The sequence below is a fragment of the Streptomyces sp. TLI_55 genome (genome assembly GCF_900206255.1).
In the GTDB taxonomy this organism is placed as follows: Bacteria; Actinomycetota; Actinomycetes; order Streptomycetales; family Streptomycetaceae; genus Streptomyces; species Streptomyces aquilus.
This window is the reverse complement of sequence record NZ_OAOJ01000001.1, coordinates 3,977,777-3,997,735: the sequence shown is the minus strand read 5'-3', so window position 1 is coordinate 3,997,735 and position 19,959 is coordinate 3,977,777. Positions and strand designations below refer to the sequence as shown.

The window sequence follows — 19,959 nt, the reverse complement described above, 5'->3', positions numbered from 1 at the left end:
CTGGTGAGGTGTCCGTGCGGGTGGTGACGTGGAACCTGTGGTGGCGGTTCGGTCCGTGGGCCGAGCGTCAGAAGGCGATTCTCGCCGTACTGAGTGAGCTACGGCCGGACGTCGTCGGATTGCAGGAGGTCTGGGCCGACCGCCGCACCGGCGAGAACCTCGCGGAATGGCTGGCCGCCGAGCTGGACCTGCACTGCGCCTGGGCCCCGTCCCCCGCCCCCGAACGCTGGTGGCGCCGCATCGCCGACGACTCGGTGGACATCGGCAACGCGGTCCTGAGCCGCTGGCCGGTGACGGACCGGGCGACCCTGCGCCTGCCCGCCCCGGAGGACCTGGACGACGGCCGCCTCGCCCTCTACGCCCGCCTCGACGCACCGGGCGGCGCGGTCCCCTTCTTCACCACCCACCTCACCTCCCCCCTCCACGCCTCGGCGGTCCGCGTCCAACAGGTCAGGGCCCTGGCCGAGTTCGTAGCCTCGCACCGCGAGAACACCCCCTTCCCACCCGTCGTCACCGGCGACTTCAACGCCTGGCCCGACTCCGACGAGATCCGCGCCTTCGGCGGCACCCGCACGGCTCCGGCCGTCCCCGGCCAGGTGTTCTTCGACGCGTGGGAGTACGCCGAACCGGGCGTCCCCGGAGCGACATGGAGCCCGGAGAACCCGTATGTCCACCCCGGCCTCGGCCCGGGCGTCCGCGTCGATTACATCCACGTAGGGGGCCCGGCGGGCCCGGACGGCGAGGGCACGGTGCGCGGGGTACGGCGGGCCGGGCACGGGCCGGTGGACGGGGTGTGGCCGTCGGACCACGCGGCGGTCGTCGCCGACCTCCAGGGCTGAGCCACCGCCCAGGTCATTGCGTGAAGAGCGACGCAGGGTGGCGAGGGTCGGCGGCGCAGACGTACAGCCCCGCGTGCCCGCCCCGCCCGACCGTCATCCCGGTCGGCTCACGCGCCGCCCGCCCCGCCTCCGACCGGGGGTCCAAGTGCCGTTCCTCCAGCGGGCGGAAGCGGTCACCGGCATCCATGTCGTACTCGTACGTGTCGAGCTGGAGGAACAGCTCCAGCGGCGCCCGGCACTCCCCGCACTCCATCGCCCCCGGCAGATCCGTGACACCCCAGCGCATGCTGCCGCCCAGCTTGCAGCCGGGGACCGTCGAGACGTCGTCGTCCAGCCCGCGTTCCGCCAGCCAGGCCTCATGGCGGTCCGCGAGACCGGGTGGGAGTTCCTCGCGCCACGGATACTCCGTGAGCCGCTCGGGATGCAGGACGCACGCCCTCGGGACCATGTCCTCGTCCTCGACCTCGCCGGGGTCCGGCCGGTCGCCGAGCGGATCGGTCACGTCGTCCGCCCGGCGCCAGAAGAGCCGGCACGCCTGCCCCCACCCCTCCGGATGCGGCTGGTCGTGCCAGTCCGTGCACCACAGCAGCTGCACCAGATCCGTACCGTCGGGGAAACGGATCTCCGGAAAGTCCGCCGCCGTCAGCTGAGCCACCGCGACCAGCGGATACGGGCCCGACGGCCGCCCGTTGACGTCCCGGTGCTCGGCGCACGACGGCCACGGCTCGGCGGCCGGCCACCACAGCGGCCCGCCGAGGTGACTGTCCCGCGACCCTGGGGCACCCCGGCGCGGGTGCAGCCGTACCGTCGGGCGTGCGTGGAGCGCCAACTCCGGGAAGTCCAGGGTGGGATCGTGGGACGCGGGGCCGGTGGTGAGGATCATGCCGCGACCCTATTAGCGGCTTCGTCAGGCCCGGGCGCTGCTCTCCTCACCGCCCCAGGAAGATCGGGTTCGTCAACGCCGCCAGCGCGCCCGGGAGCGGACCCGCCGCCGTCTCGTGCCTCAACTCGGCCCGGACGTACGCCGCGTAGGCCGGAGTGGTCCGCCACTCCACCACCCCCGACCCGGCCACCGGCAACGGCGCGCTCGTGAACAGCACCCCCTCGTCGGTGACGAACCGGACGGTGCAGCGCGGCGCTCCCGTCACCTCAAGGCGTACGGTCACCGGCGTGTCCGCCGCCGCCCTCAACCGGCCGCCGATTCCCGCGTGTTCGCCCTTGCCGCCGACCGCGGTGAAGTCCAGCGAGACCTTCGAGGACTCGGCGATGTACGACCGCCCCGCCCGGATGCCTTCCTGGATCGCCTCCCGCGTCAGGTCGTCGGCCAGGACGACGGTCTGCGGTGAGCCGACCACATCCGGGTCCCGGTGCGCGTCACTGTTCCCCATCGCCGGAATCCAGTCCCGCCCCTCCCGCGCGGACGCGACCAGCATGCTGTCCCAGTCGGCCAGCGCCACCTCGTCGTCGGGCGTGTAGGGCCCGTTCCAGACCTCCACCGCGTCCGCCTCGCCGAACCCGAACCGCCATCCGCACCCCACGCAGGTGGCGTGCGGATGGGCCGGGACGACCAGCCCTCCGGCCCGGCGGATACGGCGGGCGAACCGGCCGAAGCGGTTGTCGCGGGCCCGGTAACGCCAGTCCACGAAGGTGCCGGGGTCGGTGCCGAGCGCGACGACGTGGCCGTTCCTCGTCGTGATCTCCTCGCCCAGCAGCACCAGCAGGTCGTCCCCGGCCACGTCCGCCCAATGGGCGTGCGCCGCATGGGTGTTGTGCTCGGAGGTGTTGATGAAGTCCAGCCCCGCGGCACGCGCCAGCGCGCCGATCTCGGCGGGGGTGCGGCGCCCGTCCGAGTACCAGGAGTGCAGATGGCAGTCACCGCGGTACCAGGCCCGCCCGCGCCCCATGGCCCGCCCCGGCGGATAGACCGGCCGGGCGACCTCACCCGGCTCGCCGTACGTCAGCGTGATCGTGATCTCGTACGACAGCCCCTGCGGCGCCACCGTGTACGGGCCGAGCGCGATCGACCAGGTGCCTGCGCGCACCGGCCCCGGGACGTACCCCGGCGTCGCGTCGTCGGCCCGGATGAAGAACTCGCTCCTGGCCCCTCCCGACCAGCCCCGGAAACCCTCGCCGCCCAGCTCGGTGCCCCGCTCGTCGAAGATGCCGATGTCGAGGGCGTTGCCGGGGGTGCCCGCCGGGACGGCCGGGCGGTCGTAGGTGTAGGCGACCTTGATTTCCCGTACGCCGGACGGGACTTCGACCGGCACGTACACGAAATCGGGGGACCCGGTGGGCAGCGTGCCCCGGATCGTCCTCGTCTCCGTCTCGCCGTCCGCCGCTGAAGCGAAGGTCACGCTTCCCAACGTAAGCGCGGCGGCGGCTCCCGTCACGACGAGTGTGCGTCTTCCGATGTGGCGCTCGTCCTCACACATGCGCCCCACTGTCGGGGACGACGGTGAACTCCCGTGAAAGACAAGGGAATCAGAGGCGCCCGAACACCTCCGCCGCACCTCGCCGCACCTCCGCCGCACCTTCGCCGCACCTCCGCTTCAATGCCGACCAGTCGGTATGGACATGTCGCCCGCGGCGCGGTACAGATGCGGCTATGCGTATCTCCGTCACGATCTTCCTCACCGACGAGACCATCACCCCGACCCGGCTCGCCCGTGAGCTGGAGGCGCGGGGGTTCGCGGGCCTGTACCTGCCCGAGCACACCCACATCCCCGTCGAGCGGACCACTCCGTACCCGGCGGGCGGCGACCTGCCCCCCGAGTACGGCCGCACCCTCGACCCCTTCGTCGCCCTCGGCCAGGCGGCGGCGGTCACCGACTCGCTCGGCCTCGGCACCGGCATCACCCTGGTCGCCCAGCACGACCCCATCGACCTCGCGAAGCAGATCGCGACCCTCGACCATCTCTCCGGGGGCCGCTTCACTCTCGGCCTCGGCTTCGGCTGGAACGTGGAGGAGGCCGCCGACCACGGCGTCGAGTGGCGCACCCGACGCGAACTGGTCCGGGACCGGATGGCGCTGATGCGGGCCCTGTGGTCCGAGGAACCGACCGCCTACAAGGGCGAGTTCGGCAGCGTGCGCCCCAGCCACGCCCACCCCAAGCCCCTCCGCGCCCACCTGGGCCCCCGCACCCTGATCGGCGGCGCGGCCGGCCCGAAGCTCTTCACCCACATCTGCGAGTACGCGGACGGCTGGATGCCGATCGGGGGGAGGGGCCTGACGGAGACGCTGCCGGTCCTGCGGGCGGCATGGGCGGAGGCGGGGCGTGAGGCGAGCGCGTTGCAGGTGGTGCCGTACGCGGTCTATCCGTCACCGGGCAAGCTCGCACATTACGCAGAACTGGGCATCGAAGAGGTCGTGGTCCAGCTGCCCCCGGCGGGGGAGACGGAGGTGTTGCGGACCTTGGATGAATACGCCGAGTACCTGTAGCTCCCTGGGGGCGCGGGGAACTGCGCGCCCAGCCCCCACCGGCCCGCACCCGCCAGGACACCGCACTACCCCCCTGATCACCCGAACGTATGCTCAAGAGATGACGACTTCCGCCACCGGAACCGGCCCCACCGAAAACTCCCTGCGTCGCGCCCTCAAACGCGCCCGCACCGGCGTGGCCCTCGACGTCACCGAAGCCGCGGTCCTCCTCCAGGCCCGCGGCGAGGCCCTGGACGACCTCACCGCGACAGCGTCCCGCATCCGCGACGCGGGCCTCGCGGAGGCAGGCCGCCCCGGCGTCATCACGTACTCCAAGAGCGTCTTCATCCCCCTGACCCGTCTGTGCCGGGACAAGTGCCACTACTGCACCTTCGTCACCGTCCCCGGCAAGCTCCGTCGCGCCGGCCACGGCATGTTCATGTCCCCGGACGAGGTCCTGGACATCGCCCGCAAGGGCGCGGCCCTCGGCTGCAAGGAAGCCCTCATCACCCTCGGCGACAAGCCCGAGGACCGCTGGCCGGAGGCGCGCGAGTGGCTCGACGCGCACGGCTACGACGACACGATCGCGTACGTCCGCGCGATATCGATCCGCATCCTGGAGGAGACGGGACTGCTGCCCCATCTCAACCCCGGGGTGATGTCCTGGACGGACTTCCAGCGCCTCAAGCCGGTCGCGCCCAGCATGGGCATGATGCTGGAGACGACCGCCACCCGCCTGTGGTCGGAGCCGGGCGGCCCCCACTACGGCTCCCCGGACAAGGAGCCCGCCGTACGCCTGCGCGTACTGGAGGACGCGGGCCGGTCCTCCGTCCCCTTCACCTCCGGCATCCTCATCGGGATCGGTGAGACGTACGAGGAGCGGGCGGAGTCCCTGTTCGCGCTGCGCCGCGTCGCCCGCGCCTACCACGGCGTCCAGGAACTGATCATCCAGAACTTCCGCGCCAAGCCGGACACCGCGATGCGCGGCATGCCGGACGCGGAGCTGGACGAGCTGGTCGCGGCCGTGGCGGTGGCCCGGATCGTCATGGGCCCGGCGGGGAACATCCAGGCCCCGCCGAACCTGGTGGACAGCGAGTACGAGCGGCTCATCGCGGCCGGCATCGACGACTGGGGCGGGGTCAGCCCGCTCACCATCGACCACGTCAATCCCGAACGCCCCTGGCCGCAGATCGAGGAGCTGGCGGCGAAGTCCGCGGCGGCCGGCTTCGAGCTCCGCGAACGCCTCTGTGTGTACCCGGAGTTCGTCCAGCGCGGCGAACCCTGGCTGGACCCCCGGCTGCTCCCGCACGTACGCGCGCTGGCGGACGGGGAGACGGGCCTCGCGCGCGAGGACGCGGTGGTCGAGGGCCACCCGTGGCAGGAGCCGGAGGAGGTCTTCGTCCCGTCCGGCCGCACCGACCTGCACACCACCATCGACACCGAGGGCCGTACGGCCGACCGCCGGGACGACTTCGACGTCGTCTACGGCGACTGGGGCGCCCTGCGGGAGGCGGCGGCGCCGGGAATGGTGCCGGAGCGCATCGACACCGACGTACGCCAGGCGCTGGCCACGGCGGCTGACGACCCCACCAAGCTCACGGACGCCGAGGCCCTCGCCCTGCTGCACGCGGACGGCCCCGCCCTGGACGCCCTCACCCGTATCGCGGACGACGTCCGGAAGGCGGCGGTCGGCGACGACGTGACGTACATCGTCACGCGGAACATCAACTTCACCAACGTCTGCTACACCGGCTGCCGCTTCTGCGCGTTCGCCCAGCGCCGCACCGACGCGGACGCCTACACCCTCTCCCTGGACCAGGTCGCCGACCGCGCCCAGCAGGCCTGGGACGTGGGCGCGGTCGAGGTCTGCATGCAGGGCGGCATCCACCCGGACCTGCCCGGCACGGCGTACTTCGACATCGCGAAGGCGGTGAAGGAACGCGTCCCCGGCATGCATGTGCACGCTTTCTCGCCCATGGAGGTCGTCAACGGCGCGACCCGCACCGGCCTGTCCATCCGCGAGTGGCTGACGGCGGCGAAGGAGGCGGGCCTGGACTCCATCCCCGGCACGGCCGCCGAGATCCTCGACGACGAGGTCCGCTGGGTCCTCACCAAGGGCAAGCTGCCGACGGCGACCTGGATCGAGGTGATCACGACGGCCCACGAGGTGGGCATCCCGTCGACCTCGACCATGATGTACGGCCATGTCGACCAGCCCCGCCACTGGCTGGGCCACCTGCGCACGCTGGCCCGTATCCAGCAGCAGACGGGCGGCATCACCGAGTTCGTGACGCTCCCGTTCATCCACACCAACGCCCCGGTCTACCTGGCCGGCATCGCCCGCCCGGGCCCGTCGATGCGGGACAACCGCGCGGTGACGGCGATGGCCCGACTCCTGCTCCACCCGCACATCCCGAACATCCAGACCAGCTGGGTGAAGCTCGGCACCGAGGGCGCGGCGGAGATGCTGCGCTCCGGCGCCAACGACCTGGGCGGCACGCTCATGGAGGAGACCATCTCGCGCATGGCGGGCTCCTCCTACGGCTCCTACAAGTCGGTGCAGGACCTGATCGCGGTGGCGGAGGCGGCCGGCCGCCCGGCGAAGCCCCGCACCACGCTGTACGGCGAGGTCCCGGAGGAGCGGCAGAAGGCGGCGGCGGTGTCCGACGGGCACCTGCCGGAGCTGCTGCCGGTGCTGGACTGAGGTTCTGGCCTGAGACTGCTGGACGAAGAGGGCGGGCGCACGGCAGTACGATGATCCGACCCTGTCGGTGAGCTGAGGAGATACCTGCCGTGCCTGCCTCGAAGGTCTGGGTGACCGGTCTGACGGTGGGAGCGATAGCCGTGGTCGCCGCTCTCGCCGTACAGGCGGACAAGGGCGCCAAGCCCGAGGCGAAGAGCGTCCGCCCGAGCGCGACGGCGTCCGCGTCCCCCTCGGCCGGGGCGAAGAAGCCGGCGGCGACCGCCGTGCCCGACGACTCGGGCACCGGCCGCCGCATCGTCTACTCGCTCGGCGAGAAGCGGGTGTGGCTGGTCGACGCGAGCGACGCGGCCCGCCGCACCTTCGCCGTGTGGCCGGGGACGGTCTCCCCCGACCCGGGCGACTACAAGGTCGGGACCCGCTCCGGCGACCCGATCACCGGCTCCGACGGGGTCAGGATCGAGCACGTCGTCTACTTCGCCGCGAAGTCCGGCAAGAACATCGCCTTCTCCAACGCCGTCGACGGCTCCTCCCCGCCCCCGCCCGCCGCGGGCACCCAGACCGGCGGCATCCGCATGAAGAAGGCGGACGGCTCGGCACTGTGGACGTTCGGCGAGACGGGTACGGCGGTCGTGGTGGTCAACTAGTCCGCCAGGGGCTGCACGTGGGGCGCCGATCTCCGTACGGTGACCGGATGGACAGCTCCGTCGTCTTCAACATCGTGACCACGGCCATCGCGGTCGTCGCCGTGGTGACCTCCGTCGTCTTCAGCGCCCGGCAGACCCGCACCGCGAAGCACGCCAACCACATATCCGTGATGATCGACCTGCTCGCGGAGTTCCGGTCGGTGGAGTTCCACGGGCACCACGACTACGTCACGCTGCGGCTGGGGGCCGAGAACGACCCGGCGGCCGGGGTGCGCGGGCTGCCCGAGGAGGCGAAGGCGGCCTTCTACAGCGTCGTGTACTACTACCAGTCCTTCGCCAACCTGGCGGTCTTCGGGCTGCTCGACGAAACCCTGCTGGTCACGGTCCTGCGCACCCGGATTCTCTCGGTGTGGGAGGCGATCCGGCCGTTCGTGGCCCGCGAGCGGGAGCTGCGCGGGCCGGGCGGCGGAAACTATCTGTCGAGCTTCGAGGAACTGGCGAGGCTGGCTGCACAACTGCCGCCGGACCACGTCCGCGAGCGGATCGCCGAGATCCGGCGCAGACGCGAGCGCGGACTGACCTGACTCAGGCGTCGCGCGCCCCGGCGGGCAGCTGTACGACGATCAGCACGACCCCGCTCAGCACGAACACCCGCAGCGCGGCGTCCAGCCCGTTCCAGTCCTCCGACTGCCACATCGAGAACCACTCCCCGCCGATCGCGATGAAACCGGCGCCGAAGAGGAGCATGACCATGAGCAGGCCGTAGGTGGCGAACCGGCGCCCGCGGAGATCATCTCGCCGGGCGTAGAGCCAGGTGCCGTAGATCAGCACCAACGCGGCCACCGTCTCCCAGACGATGATCGCGACGTACGCCGCGTCCTGAAGCCCCTTGCTGGTGACGGCCCGCCACATCAGGTCGTCGTCCTTGAAGGTCGTGTCCATCGCGAGAACGTGCTGGACGAACGCCTGATTCGTGCCGAAGTCCGTGATGTTCCCGAAGGCGACGAGGGCCATGTAGAGGGCGACGGTGGCGGTGAGGAGGGTGGCGGTGAGGTGGAGTGCGGTGCGTGGGGGTGTGGTGGCCATGGCGATCATTTTTCCCTGTGAGGATGACGCCTCGCCGTACGCATTGAGCCAGAATGACGGGGAGTCGCCGCAGCGAGGAGACATACGGGGATGGCGCAGTCGCCTGGATCGGGGCCGGCGGACCGGTTCGTCGGCCGGGAGGCCGAACGGGCCTTTTTCCTGCGGAACTTCGACGTGCCGCCGGGGGACCCGGAGCACCGCTCGCGGTTCCACGTCCGCGGTGACTCCGGCGTCGGGAAGACGTTCCTGGTCGAGGAGTTGAAGAGGCTCGCGCGGGAACGCGGCGCGCTCACGGTGTACGTCGACGAGGACGCGGGCAGCGTGCCGGACGTGCTGGAGCTGGTCTGTCGTCAGTTCGCTGCGCAGGGGCGCAGGTTGAAGCAGCTGGAACGCCGGCTGGCCGTGTACAAGGAGCGGCGGCGGGAGGCGGAGGCGGCGATGCGGGCGCAGGAGCCGGAGCCCGCGTCCGCCGGGAGCAGAGCCGCCGTCGAGCTGGGCAGGGGCGTGCTGGAGACTGCTGTTCCGGGGGCCGCGCTGCTCACTCGGGCGCTGCCCGCCGACCTGATAGCCCAGGGCGCGGACCGGCTGCGGGCCGGCCTCAGCGCCCGGTTCCGCAGCGCCGACGACATCGACCTCGTCCTGCATCCGGAGGCCGCGCTCAGCCCGGTGCTGCTGCGTGAACTGCGCGCCGCCGCCTCCGCCGCGACGCGGATCGTCCTGTTCTTCGATACGTACGAACAGACCGGCCCGTTCCTGGACCCGTGGCTGCACGGCCTGTTCAGGAAGGGCGATGAGCACGGCGGCCTGCCGGAGACGGCCGTCGTCGTGACCGCGGGCCAACTGTCCCTGCCGACCGGCCGCTGGAACGGTGCCGTGGAGCTGCCGCTCGCTCCGTTCACCGACGCCGAGGCGCGTCGGCTCCTGGCCGGGAAAGGGGTGGTGGCCGAGCCGGTGGTCACCGAGGTGCTGCGGGTGACCGGCGGGTTGCCCGTCCTTGTGTCGACCCTCGCTGAGAAGCGGCCCGACGTCCCGGAGCAGGTCGAGGACCCCAGCGCCGACGCCGTGGAGCGGTTCCTGCGGGCCGAGCCGGAGGTCCGCCATGACGTCGCCCGGATCTGCGCCCTGCCGCGCTGGCTGGACGGCGACGTCTTCCGGATCCTGATCGACCTCCCCGACGGTGAACTCGACGTCCAGTACCGGTGGTTGCGTGGGCTGCCCTTCGTGGGGGAGCGCGGCGGACGCGTCCGGTACCACGACGTGGTACGGGAACCGATGCTGCGCCAGGAGCGGCTGCACTATCCGCAGCGGTGGCGGGCGCGGCACCGGCGACTGGCGGCGGCGTTCGCGGAGTGGCGGCAGGACGTGGGGGAGGGGCTCGACGCCGACAACCTCTGGGCGGACGAGGAGTGGCGCGCCCTGCGCCTGGAGGAGACGTACCACCTGCTGTGCGCCCGGCCCGCGGCCGCCCTCGCCGACGCGCTCGGGCTGTTCGTCGAGGCCTGCCGCGAGGACGCGGCCGAGGGGCGACGCTGGGCTCGCATGCTCCAGGACGCGGGCGGCGCCACGGACCACACCCAGTCGGCGGACTGGGGACGGGAGTTGGGAGAGGCGCTCGACGACGAGGCCGGACTGGCCCGCGCGCTGGACCTGCTCCTGCTCCGGCCGGGCCTGGACCCGCGCGGCCGGGCGGCTGCGCACCTGCTCCGAGGCCGCGAGTGGCGCCATGAGGGGGAGTATGCACGGGCGTTGGAGGAATGCGACCGAGCGATCGAGCTGGCCCCGCATTCGGCCCTCGCACATTACGGCCGGGGCCTCACTCTCCAGCTCATGGACGACTACCCGGCCGCCCTGACCGCCTTCGACCGCGCCGACGAGCTGTCCCCCGACACCGGCTGGATCATCGCCGAGCGTGCCGAGACCTACCGGCTGGCGGGCCGGATCGAGGAAGCCGTCGCCGACTTCGACCGCGCTCTCGCCCTCGACCCGACCGACGCGGGCGCCCTGACCGGACGGGGCGTGTGCCGGCACGTCCTGGGGCGGTACGACGAGGCCCTCGCCGACTTCAACCGCTCGCTCGCCATCGACGACGACCTGTGGACGCTGGTCCGCAGAGCACGACTGCGGCGCAGCCGGGGAGAGTGGGAGGAGGCCTACGCCGACTTCGACCTCGCGGTCTCGCGTGCCCCGGACGCGGCCTGGGTCGCCTCGTGGCGAGGCGACAACTACCGGCTGGCGGGACGCTTCGAGGACGCGGTCACCGAGCTGGGCCGTGCGGTCGCCCTGGACCCGGACCATGCCTCGGCGTGGGCGAGCCGGGGCGCGGCGCTGGGTGAACTCGGCCGGGGCGAGGAGGCGCAGGCTGACCTGGACCGGGCGATCGCGCTGCGGCCCGGCTACGCCTGGGCGCTCGCGATGCGGTCCCGGGCGAAGCACATGAACGGCGACGAGGCGGGCCATTTCGCCGACCTGGAGGCGGCCGTGGCGGCGGCCCCGGACGCGATGTGGATCCGTCGCGAACTCGGCTCGGAGTACCTGGACGCGGGCCGCCACGATGAGGCCATCGCCGCGCTGCGGCACTGCCTGGAGCAGGAACCCGAGGACGCCAGCTCCTGGGCGATCCTGGGCTCGGCCCACCGGGCCCGCGAGAACCACACCGAAGCGATCCGGCACCTGGACCGGGCCTTGGCGCTGTCCCCCGACTACGGTTGGGCGTACGGACAGCGTGCTCGCGTCTGCCTCGCGACGGGCCGCACCGAACAGGCCCTCGCGGACCTCGACCGCTGCGTCGCCCTGGACACGGAACCGGACTGGGCCCGCCGTACGGCCGTCGAGCTGCTGATGCTGTGCGAGCGCTGGGACGAGGCGGAAGCCCGGCTCACCGACGACATGGACGACCTGTCTCCAGCGCTGCACCGCCACGCGGGCCGTTGGGCGGAGGCCCACCGCGTCGCCGAACGACTCCGCACGGGCGGCGAACCAGTCTTGGGCACCTTCGAGGCGGCGCTGACCGTGAGCAGTTCGGAAGGCCTGCCCTCGGCAGCCCCACTGTGGCGGGAACTGGTTCGGCTGGTGCAGGAGAACACCCGACTGAATCCACTGAGACAAGCCGAGGCCCGCTGCTTCACCGGCTGCGCCCTCTCCGACCGGCCCACCGCCGAACAGGGCCTCGCGGAGGTGCTGGCCCTGAACCCCGACTGGCTGAACCTGGCCAACCTGGTGTCCATCCTCACGGACCTGAGGGACAGCGAGGGCGCGGACGTTGCGGGGATCACGGCCTGCCTGGAGCCGGCCGTCGAGGCCAGGGACGCGGTGCGGGCGCGTTTTGCGGAGTAGGCGGCGAGGACAGATGGCATTCAGCCAGAATCCAGCCACCGGAGGCCGGGATAGGTTGGGTCGATGGACGACTCTTTGCCGCCCGGTGGTGTGGTGCTCGACGCGGACGAGACGGACGCGAGGTGGACGGACGCGTGGCGGCCGGGACAGGTCGCGGAGCGACTGAACGGGGTCGACGCTCCCTGGTGCGTCGCGGCGGGATGGGCGCTGGACCTCTTCCGCGGGGAGCAGTCACGGCCGCACGGCGACCTGGAGATCGCGGTGCCCGCCGCCCGCTTTCCGGAGCTCCGGGACCGCTTCACCGGGTACGCCTGGGACGCGGTGGGCTGGGGGCGGGTCTGGGCCGACGCAGACACGGAGGTGCTGGCGGCCACCCACCAGACCTGGCTCCGTGACCCGGCGAGCGGCCGGTTCCTGTTCGACGTCTTCCGCGAGCCGCACGAGGACGGGATGTGGGTCTGCCGACGGGACCAGAGCCTGCGGCTGCCGTACGACGAGATCATCGAGCGGACGCCGGACGGGATTCCGTATCTGGTGCCGGAACTGGTGCTGCTGTTCAAGGCCAGGGACCCACGCCCCAAGGACCAGGCGGACTTCGACGAAGTGCTGCCGCTGCTGGACCGGTCCCGGCGCCAGCGGCTCGGCGAGTGGCTGCGGCGGGTGCACCCCGGGCATCCGTGGCTGACTACACGGAACGGGCTCCGATGAAGGCCGTCCAGGAGCGCTCGGTGAAGGCGAGGCGGGCGCCGTCCTTGTCCTTGGAGTCGCGGACGTGGACGGTGGTGGTGTCGGGGTCGGCGGGGGATATGGCGACCTCGACGCATTCAGGGCCGTCGTTGCTGCTGTAGCTGCTCTTGAACCACTTCAGGGCGGAGGTCATGTCTGTTCTTCTCCCAGGACTTTCTCGATGAAGGCCAGCGACTCGCGCGGCGTCAGGGCCTGCGCCCGGATCATTCCATAGCGCATTTCCAGGATCTGGACTTCCCGGGGATCACTGATCACACGGCTGTGGAGCTGTCCCTCCGAGTGGCCGAGTGTCTTGCCATCCCGAAGTTTCAGCAGCTGAAGTGAGCCGCCCATACCGGCGTGATCCTCGCAGCTCGTGGGCATCACCTGAATCCTGACGTGCCTCAACGTGCCGATCTCCAACGTCACCTCTTCCTGGACAAAGGTGAGCAGCGGGGCGGGCGTCCGCTCGAAGATGCGCTGCCGTGCCATACGCGCGGAGACCTGGCGCTCGATCTCGTCTTCCGAGTACGCGGGCTGCCTGATCGCGAACAACGCCCGTGCGTACTCGGGTGTTTGGAGCAGGCCGTGCATGTTGTGGTTGCCGTAGGCCCCGAGCTCGACGGCCTCGTCCTCCAGCTTCGCAAGATCCCGCACCTTCTTCGGGTAACGGGCCTCCTCCACGTCCTTCTTCATCGCGGAGATCCGGCCGCCCCCGCCCAGCACCTCATCGGCCTTGTCGAGAAAGTCCGGCTTGGGACTCCGCCGCCCCCGCTCCACCGACGAGACCATCTCCCCGCCGTACCCGATCGCTTCGCCGAGTTCGGGCTGGGTCAGCCCGGCGGCCTCCCGCCACATCTTGATCTGCCGCCCGATGCCGGGACTGCCGTACGGCGACGACCGCGGCGTAGCGGAGCCGAAGGCACCCCAGGCCGGACTGTGACGCTCGGCGGCGCACCCGGTTCGCAGGTCGGTACCTGACCACCCGAGCCCAATAGCGACCACTCCGCACACAACCCGCATACCGTTCCGCCCCATGAACTGACCGTTCTCGGTCGATTACAGTGCTGAACTGTCGTGCGTCCGGGCGGTGCCGTTGAGGAGGGCTTGGTGGGTGTGACAGCCGGGGCCGTCTGGGGGCGGGCCGAACAGCAGGACTTCCGCAGCCGGGTGCGCGGCACGCTGCTCGGGGCCGCCGTCGGGGACGCGCTGGGCGCCCCGGTCGACGCGCTTCCGCTGGCGGAGATCCGGCAGACGTACGGTGCCGAAGGCGTCGTCGACCTCGCGCCCGCGTACGGGCGGCGCGGTGCCGTCTCCCATCTCACCCAGCTCACCCTCTTCTCCGTCGACGGGCTGATACGCGCCCAGGTCCGCCGCGACACCGGCGCCTGGCATCCGCCGACCGACCTGCACCGCGCCTATCTGCGGTGGGCCGCCACCCAGCGGGACTGGGGGCCCGACGAGCGGCGCAAGGATGATGGGTGGCTGGCGCGGGAGGAGTGGCTGTACGCCCGGCGTGATCCCGCCCGCTCCCTGCTCATCGGCTTCGGCGACGACACCATGGGCACCCTCGACGCCCCCAAGAGCCCCGGCGAGGCCGGGCCGGAGGCCGCCGCCCGTTCCGCGCCCTTCGGGCTGCTCGTCGGCTGGGAGCCACAGCTCGTCGTGCAGCTCGCCGTGGAGTGCGCGGCGCAGACCCACGGCCATCCCGTCGCCTGCCTCGCGGCGGGCGCGTACGCCGCGATCGTGCACGGGCTCGCCCGCGGCGAGAGCCTGGACGCCGCCGTCCAGCAGACCCTCGCCCTCGTCGCCGCCCGGCCCGGCCATCAGCCCGTGTCGGACGCGTTGCAGCACGCGCTGGGTGCCGTACGGCAGGGGATGCCGACGCCCGCGAGGGTGGCGGAGCTCATCGGGGCCGCTACCGCCGAGGGCCTGCTGGCAGCCGCCGTCTACTGCGCCCTGGTCAGCGAGGACGTACGGCACGGCCTCTGCCTCGCCGTCAACCACGACGGCCCCTCCGCCGCGGCCGGCGCCCTCACGGGCGGCCTGCTAGGCGCCCTGCACGGCGAAACGGCCCTCCCGCCGGCCTGGCTGGCCGAGCTGGAGGGCCGTCCCACGCTGCTGGAACTGGCCGACGACTTCGCGATGGAGATGACCCAGGGCCCGGCCCTGCACGGCCCGGCAGGGGCGTCACCGGGCTGGCTGGCGCGGTATCCGCGGGGCTGAGCGCGGCTCGGGCGGGGTGTGGGTCGGGGCCGCGCCGGGAGGTGTTACACGCCGGGACCTGCAACGCCTCCAAGGGGCGCGGGGAACTGCGCGACCAGCCCCCACCGGACCCGCACCCGCCGACGAACCGAAGTCACGCCTCCGTAGGCACCGGCTCAGCCCGCGCAGCGACCCCGTCGCCATCGGTGTTGATCTTCTCGATGATCGCCAGGCGTTCCGGAGTGTCCTCCGGCTTGAGGAAGCCGATCAGGATGTACAGGACCAGGGAGACCGCGAGCGGCACCGAGACCTGGTACTGGAGCGGGACTCCGCCGTCCACGTTCCAGTTGATCGGGTAGTTGACCAGCCAGAAGGCCAGCAGCCCCATCGACCAGCTGGTGAGCGCCGCCGTCGGGCCCGAGCGGCGGAACGGGCGGAGCAGGCCCAGCATCATCGGGATGGCCATCGGTCCCATCAGACCGGCGACCCACTTGATGACGACCGTGATGATGTCCTTGAAGGCGGGGGAGTTGACCTGGGTGGCCGCCGCCATCGACAGGCCCAGGAAGACGACCGTCGTCACCCGGGCCACCCGCAGACCCTGCCCCTCGCTCCACGCCCGCGCCCGCCGCCACACCACCGGCGCGCAGTCCCGCGTGAACACCGCCGCGATCGCGTTGGCGTCGGAGGAGCACATCGCCATGGTGTGTGAGAAGAAGCCGACGATTACCAAGCCCAACAGGCCGTGGGGTAGGAGCTGTTCGGTCATCAGGCCGTACGCGTCGGAGCCGTCCGGCTTCTGGGACTGCACCAAGAGCGGGGACAGCCACATCGGGATGAACAGGACCACCGGCCACACCAGCCACAGCGCCGCCGACAGCCGCGCCGACCGCTCCGCCTCGTACGCGCTGCCCGTGGCCATGTAGCGCTGGGCCTGGTTGAGCATGCCGCCGTTGTACTCGAAGAGCTTGATGAAGAGGAAGGCGAGGAGGAAGACCGTGCCGTAGGGGCCCACCAGCGGCTCGCCGTGGCCCTTCAACTGCGGTTCGTCCCAGGCGCCCCAGAAGCCGATGCCCTTGTCGTTCAGCTCCAGGACCACCGCGATCAGCATGGCCACCCCGGCCAGCAACTGGATGACGAACTGGCCGAGTTCGGTCAGCGCGTCCGCCCACAGGCCGCCGATCGTGCAGTAGACGGCGGTGATGCAGCCGGTGATGAGGATGCCCTGGTTCAGGGAGATGCCCGTGAAGACCGACAACAGGGTCGCGATCGCGGCCCACTTCGCGCCCACGTCCACGATCTTCAGCAGCATGCCGGACCAGGCCAGCGCCTGCTGGGTTTTGAGGTCGTAGCGGTTCTTCAGGTACTCCAGCGGGGAGGCCACGTGGAGGCGGGAGCGCAGGCGGTTGATGCGTGGCGCGAAGAGCTTGGAGCCGATCGCGATGCCGAGGGCGATGGGGAAGGACCAGGTGACGAAGGAAGTGACGCCGTAGGTGTACGCGATGCCCGCGTACCCGGTGAACATCACCGCGCTGTAGCCCGACATGTGGTGCGAGATGCCGGAGAGCCACCAGGGCATCTTGCCGCCGGCCGTGAAGAAGTCGCTGACGTTGTCCACGCGCTTGTGCGACCACACGCCGATCGCCACCATCACGCCGAAGTAGCCGATGAGCACGGCCCAGTCGAGACCGTTCATGTGCGCCCTCCCAGGGTTCGACCCGGCGCTCATCGTGGGTGCTGCCGCGTGAACACGACAAGCGGACGTAAGGTCAAGGGGAGGTAAATTCATTCGGCATGTTGGGTCGAGTTCATCTACGTGAACGTTAGCGCATCAGCTCCCCGGCGTTGACCAGCAATGACTGTCCCGTGATGGATCGTGCCCGGTCCGACGCCAGGAACACCGCCGCGTCCGCCACGTCCCCGTCCGTGGCGAGCTCGGGCAACGCCATCCGCTCGGTGAGCCGCTTGAGCACCTCGGGCTCGCCGACCTCCTCGGTGTGCGCGGTGAACTGGACGTACGCCTGCACCGGCGGCCCCCACATCCAGCCCGGCAGCACCGTGTTCACGCGGATGCGGTACGGGCCGAGCTCCCGCGCCAGCGAGTACATCGCGCTCGTCAGCGCCCCCTTCGACGCCGCGTACGCCGCCTGTCGCACCTGCGAGGGCGCCGCGACCGAGGACTGCGTCCCGATGAACACCACCGAGCCCCCGCACCGCTTCAGCGCCGGCAGACAGGCCCGGGTCATCCGCAGCGACCCCAGCAGGTTCACGTCGATCACCGACTGCCACGTGGTGAAGTCCGCGTCCTCCAGACCGCCGAAATAGCTGTCCCAGGCGGCCACATGGACCACCGCGTCGATCCGCCCGAACCGTTCCTCGGCCAACTCCGCGAGTGCAGCGCACTGTTGCTCGTCGGTGATGTCCGTGGCGCGGTACGCGGTGTGCGCCCCGTCCGGATCGATCTCGGCGGCGGACTTCGCCAGGTTCGCCTCCGTGCGGGCCCCGAGCACGGCGTTCCCGTCGTCCCGTACGACGGCCGCGGCGACCTGATGTCCGAGCCCGGCCCCGACGCCCGACACCACGACGGTCTTCCCTGAGAGCAGTGATGACATCGATGACCCTCCCGGCGGCTCTGGCTCTGGCTCTGGCGCATTATCTGACGGAGCGTCAGAGTAAGGGCGACCGCAGGAAAGGGGAACCGCATGAGCGACGACACCCGCAGCGAGACGTACAGCGAGACGTACAGCGAGAGGTACGCCGAACTGGCCGCCGTAGGGCCGTACGGAGTCCGCCCCGGCCATGCCCTGATCACCATGGTCGAACCGCACCCTGGTCACGAGTACGCCTACAACCGCTGGTACGAGGACGACCACTACTACGCCGGCGCGATGGCGATGCCCTGGATGTACGCCGGGCGGCGCTGGGTCGCCACCCGGGACCTCCAACTCCTGCGCTACCCCGAGAAGTCGGCGGTCGCCCAGCCGGTCACCGCCGGGTGCTACATCTCGACGTACTGGATCACGGACGGCCGCCACGCCGACCACATGAAGTGGACCGTCGGCATCAACAAGCGTCTGAACCGGGACGGGCGGGTCTACCAGGACCGTACGCATGTCTTCACGGCGTTCCAGGACCACGAGGCGACCGTGTACCGGGACGGGGCCGCCGGGCCGCGCGACTTCCACGCCCTCGATCACCCCTACGCGGGCCTGGTGGTGGAGGTCGTCGACGCCGAATCGCCCGAGCAGCGGGCGGAGTTGCTGGAGTGGCTGCGCTCCCGCCATCTGCCGAAGCGGATCGCGGGCTCACCGGCCGCGATGGTGACCGTCTTCCGCCCGACGCCCCTGCCCGGTGACCGCATGACCTACGTGAAGCAGGTCGAGGGCGTCGACACCCGGCTGACCCTGCTGTGGTTCCTGGAGGCGGACCCACGGGACTGCTGGGAGGCCTGCTTCACGGGCCTGGACGGGCCGGTGGCGGAGGCGGGCCTGGGGCGGGTGGAGCTGGTAGCGCCGTTCATCCCCACGGTGCCGGGCACGGACAAGTACGTCGACCGACTGCGCTGACCCTGTTCCTTGTTCTTTCGGGCCTGTGTCCGGGCACAAGCCGAGCCCCCTCGGCAAGGACGGCGAGCTGGACGAGAGGGCTCTTGGACGGTGCTTGTGAAGTTGTGTTGGAACCGATCACTCGATCGCTCGACCTGCTTACGCCTTGACCGAGCCGACGAAGGCGGTCCACGCGTCCGCGGGGAAGGCCAGGGTGGGGCCGTCCGTGATCTTCGAGTCCCGGACGGCCATCGCCGCGAGGACGGGGGACTTGATCTCGACGCACGCGCCATTGCCCTGGGAGTAGGAGGACTTGACCCACTCGTCCGTGACGCCCTGCTTGATTGCCATGTTCGCTCCGATTAGCCAGTTGCTGAGTTGCTGTCACCGCGGTGTGCGTTGGTCTCCGTCTGCACGACACGGTTTGCGCCAACGTTGTTGCCTCGATGGCGTGATCGACGCTACTCGCCAACATCGGAGTCTGGGGATGGTATTCACCCGCCCGGGTGGCATATTCCAGTGGGGTCTTCCATCACGGCCCGACTTAGGTGTACCTTTCGGCGCCCGCCTTACAGAGTGGCCCGTTGTGCGGTCAGCGGGCGTAGTCCTTGGCCGCCTTTGAGATGAAGTCCCGGGTTTGGTCCGCGTTGAGGGCCTGTGCCCGCAAATGCTCGTACATCACGCTGTACTTCTGCACGTCCTGCGCCTTCTCCAGATACAGGTCGCTGGTGACGCCCTCGATGTAGACCACGCTGGAGTCGGCCGCGTCCGGGAACTCCAGGATCGCGTACTGCCCGCTGACCCCCGGGTGCGCGCCCATCGTGAACGGGATCAACTGCACGGTGACGTGCGGCAGCTGGGACATCTCGATCAGATGCTCCAGCTGCTCGATCATCACCTGCTTGTTCCCGACCTCGCGGCGCAGGGTCGCCTCGTCGAGCACCGCCCACAGGCGCAGCGGGTTGTCGGCGGCAGAGATACGTTCCTGTCGGCGCAGGCGCACCTGGACACGCTTGTCGATGTCGGTCGGCGTCGCCTCGGGAAGCGCCCCGGAGATGAGGGCCTCGGCGTACGTACGGGTCTGCAACAAGCCGGGGACGACCTGCGGGTCGTACACCCGCAGGCTGGCCGCATCCGTCTCCAGGCCGATGTAGACGGAGTAGGGGATGTCCCCGAAGGAATGCCACCACCCCTGCTGGCGGCTGTCCTTGGCCATTTGCATGAGCGAGTCGACGATCCGGTGGTCCTCGACCTCGTAGACCCCGCACAGGTCGCGGACGTCGCGCTGGCTGATGCTGCGCCGCCCGTTCTCCAGACGGCTGATCTTCGACTGCGACACCAGCAGCCGTTCGGCGACCTCTTCGGCGGTCATGCCCTTGAGCTCGCGGAGCCGGCGCAGTTCCTGGCCCAGCCGGCGGCGCCTGACGGTGGGATTGACATTGGTCGCCACGAGAACGTG

At 70.9% G+C, this 19,959-nt stretch carries 18 protein-coding genes; 9 read left to right on the top strand and 9 right to left on the bottom strand.

The window, feature by feature from the left end; genetic code table 11:
• Nucleotides 1–14: 14 nt before the first annotated feature.
• Entirely contained in the window at nucleotides 15–839 is an 825-nt protein-coding gene (locus CRP56_RS18380) for an endonuclease/exonuclease/phosphatase family protein (protein ID WP_257041944.1), read from the top strand.
• 13 nt (nucleotides 840–852) lie between these two features.
• Here the strand turns inward: CRP56_RS18380 and CRP56_RS18375 are convergent, their stop codons facing one another.
• Both CRP56_RS18375 and CRP56_RS18370 read right to left on the bottom strand, forming a co-directional pair.
• A complete protein-coding gene (locus CRP56_RS18375) occupies nucleotides 853–1,722 on the bottom strand; it encodes a hypothetical protein (RefSeq protein WP_097265412.1) in 870 nt (289 codons plus the stop codon).
• A 46-nt stretch (nucleotides 1,723–1,768) separates the two neighbouring features.
• Nucleotides 1,769–3,271, bottom strand: a complete 1,503-nt coding sequence (locus CRP56_RS18370; RefSeq protein ID WP_097265409.1) for a CehA/McbA family metallohydrolase — start codon at nucleotides 3,269–3,271, stop codon at nucleotides 1,769–1,771.
• Nucleotides 3,272–3,444: 173 nt separating this feature from the next.
• Between CRP56_RS18370 and CRP56_RS18365 the strand changes: the two genes are divergently transcribed.
• The 4 genes from CRP56_RS18365 to CRP56_RS18350 all read left to right on the top strand — a co-directional run bounded on the left by CRP56_RS18365 (nucleotide 3,445) and on the right by CRP56_RS18350 (nucleotide 8,189).
• Complete coding sequence (locus CRP56_RS18365; protein ID WP_097265407.1) at nucleotides 3,445–4,278, top strand: LLM class F420-dependent oxidoreductase; 834 nt, start codon at nucleotides 3,445–3,447, stop codon at nucleotides 4,276–4,278.
• Nucleotides 4,279–4,378: 100 nt separating this feature from the next.
• The gene (locus CRP56_RS18360; protein WP_097265405.1) at nucleotides 4,379–6,961 is read left to right on the top strand and encodes a bifunctional FO biosynthesis protein CofGH; all 2,583 of its coding nucleotides are present in this window, start codon (nucleotides 4,379–4,381) and stop codon (nucleotides 6,959–6,961) included.
• Nucleotides 6,962–7,041: 80 nt separating this feature from the next.
• Nucleotides 7,042–7,605, top strand: a complete 564-nt coding sequence (locus CRP56_RS18355; protein WP_097265403.1) for a hypothetical protein — start codon at nucleotides 7,042–7,044, stop codon at nucleotides 7,603–7,605.
• A 47-nt stretch (nucleotides 7,606–7,652) separates the two neighbouring features.
• Nucleotides 7,653–8,189 carry a DUF4760 domain-containing protein gene (locus CRP56_RS18350; protein ID WP_097265402.1) on the top strand — a complete coding sequence of 179 codons (537 nt, stop codon included), beginning with the start codon at nucleotides 7,653–7,655 and terminating at the stop codon, nucleotides 8,187–8,189.
• A gap of 1 nt (nucleotide 8,190) precedes the next feature.
• Here the strand turns inward: CRP56_RS18350 and CRP56_RS18345 are convergent, their stop codons facing one another.
• Nucleotides 8,191–8,691: a DUF2165 domain-containing protein gene (locus CRP56_RS18345; RefSeq protein WP_097274196.1), complete on the bottom strand. Its 501-nt coding sequence runs from the start codon at nucleotides 8,689–8,691 to the stop codon at nucleotides 8,191–8,193.
• A gap of 90 nt (nucleotides 8,692–8,781) precedes the next feature.
• Here CRP56_RS18345 and CRP56_RS18340 point away from each other — a divergent pair, with 90 nt between their 5' ends.
• Together CRP56_RS18340 and CRP56_RS18335 are read left to right on the top strand one after the other, a co-directional pair.
• A complete protein-coding gene (locus tag CRP56_RS18340) occupies nucleotides 8,782–12,024 on the top strand; it encodes an ATP-binding protein (protein WP_097265400.1) in 3,243 nt (1,080 codons plus the stop codon).
• Between the two features lie 63 nt (nucleotides 12,025–12,087).
• Nucleotides 12,088–12,732: a nucleotidyltransferase domain-containing protein gene (locus CRP56_RS18335; RefSeq protein ID WP_097265398.1), complete on the top strand. Its 645-nt coding sequence runs from the start codon at nucleotides 12,088–12,090 to the stop codon at nucleotides 12,730–12,732.
• Here CRP56_RS18335 and CRP56_RS18330 read toward each other — a convergent pair.
• Both CRP56_RS18330 and CRP56_RS18325 read right to left on the bottom strand, forming a co-directional pair.
• Complete coding sequence (locus tag CRP56_RS18330) at nucleotides 12,710–12,904, bottom strand: DUF397 domain-containing protein (protein WP_097265396.1); 195 nt, start codon at nucleotides 12,902–12,904, stop codon at nucleotides 12,710–12,712. The two genes, CRP56_RS18335 and CRP56_RS18330, sit on opposite strands and share 23 nt — an antisense overlap.
• A complete protein-coding gene (locus CRP56_RS18325) occupies nucleotides 12,901–13,773 on the bottom strand; it encodes a helix-turn-helix domain-containing protein (protein ID WP_097265394.1) in 873 nt (290 codons plus the stop codon). The genes CRP56_RS18330 and CRP56_RS18325 overlap by 4 nt, the downstream gene beginning before the upstream one ends.
• Nucleotides 13,774–13,860: 87 nt before the next feature.
• Between CRP56_RS18325 and CRP56_RS18320 the strand changes: the two genes are divergently transcribed.
• Nucleotides 13,861–14,976 carry an ADP-ribosylglycohydrolase family protein gene (locus CRP56_RS18320; protein ID WP_097265392.1) on the top strand — a complete coding sequence of 372 codons (1,116 nt, stop codon included), beginning with the start codon at nucleotides 13,861–13,863 and terminating at the stop codon, nucleotides 14,974–14,976.
• A gap of 133 nt (nucleotides 14,977–15,109) precedes the next feature.
• On the opposite strand, the gene CRP56_RS18315 is transcribed toward CRP56_RS18320, so the two are convergent.
• Nucleotides 15,110–16,651: a sodium:solute symporter family protein gene (locus CRP56_RS18315; protein ID WP_097265389.1), complete on the bottom strand. Its 1,542-nt coding sequence runs from the start codon at nucleotides 16,649–16,651 to the stop codon at nucleotides 15,110–15,112.
• 127 nt (nucleotides 16,652–16,778) lie between these two features.
• Nucleotides 16,779–17,567, bottom strand: a complete 789-nt coding sequence (locus CRP56_RS18310) for an SDR family oxidoreductase (RefSeq protein ID WP_097265387.1) — start codon at nucleotides 17,565–17,567, stop codon at nucleotides 16,779–16,781.
• Between the two features lie 90 nt (nucleotides 17,568–17,657).
• Here CRP56_RS18310 and CRP56_RS18305 point away from each other — a divergent pair, with 90 nt between their 5' ends.
• Nucleotides 17,658–18,521, top strand: coding sequence for a hypothetical protein (locus tag CRP56_RS18305; RefSeq protein WP_097265385.1), 864 nt, complete (start codon nucleotides 17,658–17,660; stop codon nucleotides 18,519–18,521).
• Between the two features lie 138 nt (nucleotides 18,522–18,659).
• On the opposite strand, the gene CRP56_RS18300 is transcribed toward CRP56_RS18305, so the two are convergent.
• Nucleotides 18,660–18,851 (bottom strand): DUF397 domain-containing protein, encoded by a 192-nt coding sequence (locus tag CRP56_RS18300; protein WP_097265383.1) that lies wholly within the window; start codon nucleotides 18,849–18,851, stop codon nucleotides 18,660–18,662.
• Nucleotides 18,852–19,092: 241 nt separating this feature from the next.
• A complete protein-coding gene (locus tag CRP56_RS18295) occupies nucleotides 19,093–19,950 on the bottom strand; it encodes a helix-turn-helix domain-containing protein (RefSeq protein ID WP_097265381.1) in 858 nt (285 codons plus the stop codon).
• Nucleotides 19,951–19,959 lie beyond the last annotated feature (9 nt).

Coding starts and splice junctions, on each gene's coding strand:
- CRP56_RS18375 (WP_097265412.1), bottom strand. CDS start 1,722: ATGATCCTCACCACCGGCCCCGCGTCCCACGATCCCACCCTGGACTTC.
- CRP56_RS18370 (WP_097265409.1), bottom strand. CDS start 3,271: ATGTGTGAGGACGAGCGCCACATCGGAAGACGCACACTCGTCGTGACG.
- CRP56_RS18365 (WP_097265407.1), top strand. CDS start 3,445: ATGCGTATCTCCGTCACGATCTTCCTCACCGACGAGACCATCACCCCG.
- CRP56_RS18360 (WP_097265405.1), top strand. CDS start 4,379: ATGACGACTTCCGCCACCGGAACCGGCCCCACCGAAAACTCCCTGCGT.
- CRP56_RS18350 (WP_097265402.1), top strand. CDS start 7,653: ATGGACAGCTCCGTCGTCTTCAACATCGTGACCACGGCCATCGCGGTC.
- CRP56_RS18345 (WP_097274196.1), bottom strand. CDS start 8,691: ATGGCCACCACACCCCCACGCACCGCACTCCACCTCACCGCCACCCTC.
- CRP56_RS18340 (WP_097265400.1), top strand. CDS start 8,782: ATGGCGCAGTCGCCTGGATCGGGGCCGGCGGACCGGTTCGTCGGCCGG.
- CRP56_RS18335 (WP_097265398.1), top strand. CDS start 12,088: ATGGACGACTCTTTGCCGCCCGGTGGTGTGGTGCTCGACGCGGACGAG.
- CRP56_RS18330 (WP_097265396.1), bottom strand. CDS start 12,904: ATGACCTCCGCCCTGAAGTGGTTCAAGAGCAGCTACAGCAGCAACGAC.
- CRP56_RS18325 (WP_097265394.1), bottom strand. CDS start 13,773: ATGCGGGTTGTGTGCGGAGTGGTCGCTATTGGGCTCGGGTGGTCAGGT.
- CRP56_RS18315 (WP_097265389.1), bottom strand. CDS start 16,651: ATGAACGGTCTCGACTGGGCCGTGCTCATCGGCTACTTCGGCGTGATG.
- CRP56_RS18310 (WP_097265387.1), bottom strand. CDS start 17,567: ATGTCATCACTGCTCTCAGGGAAGACCGTCGTGGTGTCGGGCGTCGGG.
- CRP56_RS18305 (WP_097265385.1), top strand. CDS start 17,658: ATGAGCGACGACACCCGCAGCGAGACGTACAGCGAGACGTACAGCGAG.
- CRP56_RS18300 (WP_097265383.1), bottom strand. CDS start 18,851: ATGGCAATCAAGCAGGGCGTCACGGACGAGTGGGTCAAGTCCTCCTAC.